This window comes from bacterium, assembly GCA_030247525.1.
Lineage (GTDB): Bacteria > Electryoneota > JAOADG01 > JAOADG01 > JAOADG01 > JAOTSC01.
The window spans coordinates 1-6,034 of sequence record JAOTSC010000190.1 but is presented as its reverse complement, the minus strand read 5'-3'; the positions used below and the strand labels follow the sequence as shown (position 1 = coordinate 6,034).

The window sequence follows — 6,034 nt, the reverse complement described above, 5'->3', positions numbered from 1 at the left end:
AGTTAGTCCGTATAAACGGTAAACCGGGACTAACGTTATCTGTACAAAAACTCGCCAAAGCGAATACAATCGATGTTGTCGACCGGATCGTTAAAGCTATTCCCAAGTTACAGGGCGTTCCGGAAACGATCCAACTCTCCATTTCTTTCGATCAATCGGTTTATATTCGCCAAACAATCGCCGGGTTGCAGCGGGAAGCGCTGTTAGGTGCACTACTCGCGATGGCAGTGATTCTCTTTTTCTTGCGCAACGTCCGCGGCACTATGATTATCATCGTAGCAATTCCGTTGTCGATTTTCTTCACGTTTATTTTCTTCCGATTCTCTTCATTGACCTTAAACATTATGACTTTCGGCGGACTTGCCCTTGTAATCGGGAGGTTGGTTGACGACTCAATTGTCGAATTGGAAGTAATCTCCCGACACTACAACGAGCGCGATCCGGATAAATCGCGATTGCAGAAAACGTTGGAGGCCGCGAAGGAAGTCGCATCTCCCATTTTTGTCTCGACGTTAAGCACGGTCATCGTTTTTCTACCAATCGTCTTTTTGACCGGTATTGCTAAACTCTTATTTGTACCTCTAACGCTCACGATTGCGATCGCGCTATTTGGCTCGTTCCTCGTCTCTCGGACGGTAACACCTTTGTTGTGCTTGAAGTACTTGCCACCGGAAACGAAACTGGATCGTGAATCGAAGCGGATATGGAGTAGACTACAAGTTTTGTCGCACGACTTTATCGAATCGCTGGACGGTTGGTACTCGAAACGCTTGCGGTGGGCGTTGTCGCACCGTCGATTCGTTGTAATCTCTATCGTTGGGCTGGGGTTGGTTTCCGCTGGACTCTTTCAGTTTATTGGAACAGAGTTTTTCCCGGATCAGGACGAAGGGCAGTTTAATGTCAACATCAAATTGCCGGTGGGAACAGGTGTCGAAGAGACGGACAAAGCCACGCGACAAGTAGAAGAAATTCTCCGGAAGGAAGTCCCGGAAGCGGAAACGATGACATCCGAAGTCGGCGTCCCTTCGGCGCGAGGAGGTGGTTTTGGTGGAAGAAACTCCGGGTCCCACGCTGCGAATATCCGGGTGGCATTAAAGCCGATACATGACCGTGACCGTGACGTCTTCCAGATAATCAAAGAGGTTCGACCAAAAGTAAACCGGATACCCGGTGCGTTGGTGACAATAAACCAGAGTGGTCTCCTAAAGTTCCTGATGAACTTTGGTTCATCAGCTCCCATCGTTGTTGAAATAATTGGGTACGATTTGGAAACCGGTTCAAAGTTGGCGCAAGTGATAGCGGGAATTGTCCGGGAAACCCTTGGTGCCACCGATGTTCAGGTTAGCCGTGAAGAAAATCTCCCGGAATTGCGGGTGCGGATTGATCGTGAAAAAGCGGGAATACTTGGTATAAGCGCAGGGCAAATTGCCAATACGATAAACACTTGTATTAATGGTACCGTCGCATCGTTATACTCCGATCCCGTTACCGGAAACCAATACAATATTCTTGTGCGTCTAAATGAGAGTTACCGTTCACAATTGGATGATTTAGGAAATGTCGCATTGAATACCCCCGACGGGAAAACGGTACTACTAAGAAACGTCGCGGTGATCGAACGGACGAATTCTCCGGTGCAAATCGACCGCAAGAACCAACAACGCTTGGTGGAAGTGACTGCAAATGTTTCCGGGCGCGATCTCGGCAGTGTTGCAAACGATATCCGCGCTCGACTCGACACGTTACAGGTTCCGGCAGGTTTTGAAGTGAAATTGGGTGGAAATGTCGAGCAGCAGCAACAAACATTTAAGGATCTCTTGCTTGCATTTGCCTTGGCGATATTGTTGGTATATGTCGTTATGTCTTCGCAATTCCAGTCATTGCTCGATCCTTTTGTGATTATGTTTACCGTACCACTCGGCATTGTCGGCGTGCTTTGGACACTATTCCTGACCAATACAACCTTATCGGTAACCTCTTTCCAAGGGATCATCGTAATGGTTGGTATCGTTGTGAGTAATGGAATTCTGTTGGTGGATTACACAAACCGGCTTCGCCGCAGTGGAGTTGAATTGTACGCAGCCGTGGAAAAAGCGAGTGTCACCCGACTGAAACCGATTTTAATGACTTCGATTGTAACAGTATTTGGTCTAATGCCAATGGCGTTAAGCATCGGCGGCGAATCGACCCAAGCGCCGCTCGCGTTAGCAGTTATTGGCGGTCTTACAGTTTCCACAGTATTAACGCTTTTCTTCGTGCCAGTACTGTATACTATCTTTGAACAGCATTTGAAGAAACCAGCGGCCGAACAGTTGGAATCTATCGAGTAATGCAGGCTGCTTAGGGAGCGCGACATGGCAAACATCATCGATGTAAACGAATCGAATGTTTGTAAACACGGTTTCTTTTGCTACATGAGCAAGAAAAAGTGTCCGGGCTATCAAAAGAAACTCGCATGGTTGCATGAACGGTTTACCGAAGGCATGCGCATAAAATTGTTGGAACTGCCTGAGCGCGGTTTTATCGAATACATCCCCGGTGAGCAAGCATGGCGCGGCGTTCATGCCGAAGGGTACATGTTTATCCATTGCTTGTGGGTTGTAGGGAAGAGTAAGGGAAAGGGATTTTCCAAGCAATTACTCGAACACTGTATTGCCGATGCGCGAAAAGAAAAACTGCGCGGCGTTGCGATGATTTCAAGCGAAGGCAATTGGTTGATGAGTCGCAAACCGCTGCTCAGTGCAGGATTTCAATGTGTTGCCGAAGCGCCGCCCGCGTTTTCACTCATGGTATTGCAGTTCCGGAAAGCTGAGTTGCCGAGATTTTCCAAGGCTGCACTCCAACAAACGTCTCCTAATCAGAAGGGATTTACGGTTTACCGCACCGACCAATGTCCTTACATCGAGGACGCTGCTAACTTCGTGCAGGAGTATGCTTCTATATCGAACATTCCCTTTTATTCTACCGAACTAAAGAGCAGTAAAGAAGTGCAGGAGCAGTCCCCATCCCCGTTTGGCGTTTTTGGCATCGCATACCAAGGACGACTCCTGAGCTACCATTACCTCCTTCCGAAAGACTTTGAGTCGAAGTTAAAAAGTGTCGAGCGACTTAAATAAGCTTGTAACTGTCGATTCAACGAAATAAATTGTCTGTGAAAATGAACCAATCGAAGATGTTTTTCGAGAACCATTGTTCACGGATGGGAAATAAACATGGCTGTAGTGCAAATCAATCAACTCTCGAAGGTCTACCCCGATAAAAAGGGGGAAGTCGTCGCTGTCCAGAACATCACCTTTTCGGTAGCTGAGGGGGAAATCGTCGGACTGCTGGGAGTCAACGGCGCCGGGAAAACAACCACCCTGCGGGTCATTGCGACAATGTTGAAACCGACGTCGGGAACGGTAACGGTTGCCGGCTTCGATGTGGTGAACCAACCGGAACAAGTGCGCGCGCAACTCGGTTTTATGACGAGTTCCACCGGTCTCTATCCGCGCTTAACCGGCCGCGAAGTGTTGAAGTATTTCGCGAAATTGCACGGAATGGAAACCCCGGCGATCGAACAGCGGCTACCGGAATTGATTCACGAATTTGCTCTGAGCGAATTTATCGACCGGAAATGCGACAAACTGTCGACCGGACAAAAGCAGCGGGTGAACATTGCGCGAACCGCTATGCACCGGCCCCGTTTACTAGTACTGGACGAACCAACCGCCGGGCTTGACGTACTTGGCGCTCGTTCCATCGTCGACTATGTGCGCAACACCAAATCGTCCGGACGCTCGGTCTTGTTCTCTACCCATCGAATGGAGGAAGCGGAAGCGTTGTGTGATCGTATTGTTGTCATCCACAAGGGTAGATTGGTCGCTGACGGTACGATTTCTGACTTACGCGCTCATACCGGCACATCGGAGTTGCAAGGTTTGTTCTTAAAGCTGATTGGGGAGTAGGAGGAGCCGTGGGAATCCGTTGGAAAAATGTCAATACCGTATTTCGCAAAGAGTTGCTCGACATCGTACGCGACCGGCGAACAATCATTTCCATGATTGTCATCCCGTTGCTCTTGTTTCCGGTATTAATCGGGGTGATTGGGTACATTTCAGTGAAGCAAATCAAGAAAATGCAAAAGGCTGACACAATCGTTGTGTTAGTTGGCGGTGAACGGTCACCCGCCCTTGCCGATGCTTTACGTAAAGCTGAAAAGATTCGTTTGGTGGAAGGTATTGCCGACACCAGTGTTGCCATGAAAATGTTGCGGGACGATGCCGCTGGTGTAGTCACTGCGATCCCGGCAAATTGGACACCTGACCTTTGGCAAAAAGGCGAGTTACCGGTCGATTCGGTTCACCTGTATTACCTTGGGACCAAGGATGAAGCGAGTTTTGCAGTGAAACGTGTTATCGAAGCGTTGCAAGGGACCCGCGACCAATACATCGAAACCGCCGTTGTGAAAGCTGGATTACCCGCCTCGATTATGAAACCGTTTGTCATCTATAAGAATGATGTCAGTACGCTATCTGAATTGGGTGGAAAACTGTTTGGGATGTGGCTCCCGTACATGTTGATCTTGTTGTCGTTGACCGGAGCGATGTATCCGGCAATCGATCTGACTGCTGGTGAAAAGGAACGCGGCACTTTGGAAACACTTTTGCTTTCCCCTGCCGGTCGCAGTGAATTGGCGTTGGGAAAATTCATGACAGTGATGGTCGCCAGTTTGGTTACATCAGTCTTAACCATTATCTCGATTGGTGTATCGACCAGTGGTATGTTGATGACGATTCCGATGGAAGTTCAATCGAAATTGAATATCCACATTGATGCGACGATGATTATAACAGTGCTGGTGTTAATGATTCCGCTGAGTGCGATTTTCGCTTCGCTACTGCTCGCAATTGCTTTGAATGCGAAAAGTTACAAGGAAGCACAGAGCTACATCCAACCGCTCATGATCGTTGTAATTTTACCAGCCATCGCCTCGACGTTACCCGGAATGAAGACGACGTTATTGATGTCCCTCATTCCTGTATTGAATGTATCGCTTCTGATCAAAGATGCCTTCTCAGGTATCAATGAACCGTTGTATTTACTCTGTGCCGCGGGTTCGACAGTTGTTTTAGCAATCATCGCTATTCGCATATGCGTGACGACTTTCAACAAGGAATCCGTGCTCTTCCGTATTTGACGACACGATTCTTCGAGTGACAAGGGTGCCAATCGCGTGAGAAACTTAAATTTTCATGCTATCAAATGGGAGGACATTCGTTCTCCCATTGTTTCTCCGGGAGATACATCTTTTTCTCACAAGCAACGCTTTTTACTGGTATCCCCCTTTTCTCGTGAGTACCTTACGTAGTAAAGAATTCAACCGCGATGGACCCGACTGGGAGCACCGATGAAACCGCTTATCCTCGCTTTCCTTTTGCTTTGCGCTACACTTGTTATGGCTGCGAGCAATCCAGCGACACCAACAATGCCACCCACTATCGACCGCCAAGGTGGTCCCGATGGCTATGGTTATCGCTATGTCGATAATCAGAATGAAGCGACTGGACCGCGCTTCGAATGGGTAGAAATCGCCGCTCCGGCTGGCGGTCCCGGCATAAACACGAATCTAATCCGGGACGATGAAACCATTGCGGTTCCGCTGCAGGGTTTTTCGATGAATTATTATGGAACGGTCTATGCCGATTCATTAACGATCTGTTCTAATGGTTTTGTCGGATTTGGTTTGTATTCGACGTTTTTTGAGAATTCCCAACTCCCCTACACTACGCACACACAACCGTGTATCTATCCGTTGTGGGACGATTTATCGCTGCCGAATGGCGGTTCGGTTTGGTATTATTACGATCAAGCGAATGAGCGATTCATTGTCGAATGGTACCAAGTTCCGCAAGCAACTGTTCCTATGAGTCGGAACACCTTCCAAGTCAGACTCTATCCAACTGGTGTTATCGAGTTTCTCTACCATACTATTGGTTCCTTCGCGAATAGTTCGACCGTGGGGATCCAAGGTCCAAATGGCGGCTCCTCAAAC

Annotated in this window: 5 protein-coding genes; all 5 read left to right on the top strand. The window is 48.3% G+C overall.

Features of this window, described 5'->3' with window-relative positions:
• The coding region (locus OEM52_13310; protein ID MDK9701114.1) for an efflux RND transporter permease subunit at positions 1 to 2,330 on the top strand (2,330 nt) is incomplete at its 5' end.
• Positions 2,331 to 2,354: 24 nt separating this feature from the next.
• Positions 2,355 to 3,116 carry a GNAT family N-acetyltransferase gene (locus tag OEM52_13305; protein ID MDK9701113.1) on the top strand — a complete coding sequence of 254 codons (762 nt, stop codon included), beginning with the start codon at positions 2,355 to 2,357 and terminating at the stop codon, positions 3,114 to 3,116.
• A 96-nt stretch (positions 3,117 to 3,212) separates the two neighbouring features.
• The gene (locus OEM52_13300) at positions 3,213 to 3,947 is read left to right on the top strand and encodes an ABC transporter ATP-binding protein (GenBank protein MDK9701112.1); all 735 of its coding nucleotides are present in this window, start codon (positions 3,213 to 3,215) and stop codon (positions 3,945 to 3,947) included.
• Between the two features lie 8 nt (positions 3,948 to 3,955).
• Positions 3,956 to 5,179 (top strand): ABC transporter permease subunit, encoded by a 1,224-nt coding sequence (locus OEM52_13295; GenBank protein MDK9701111.1) that lies wholly within the window; start codon positions 3,956 to 3,958, stop codon positions 5,177 to 5,179.
• Between the two features lie 210 nt (positions 5,180 to 5,389).
• On the top strand, positions 5,390 to 6,034 hold a 645-nt coding region (locus OEM52_13290), incomplete at its 3' end, for a hypothetical protein (GenBank protein MDK9701110.1).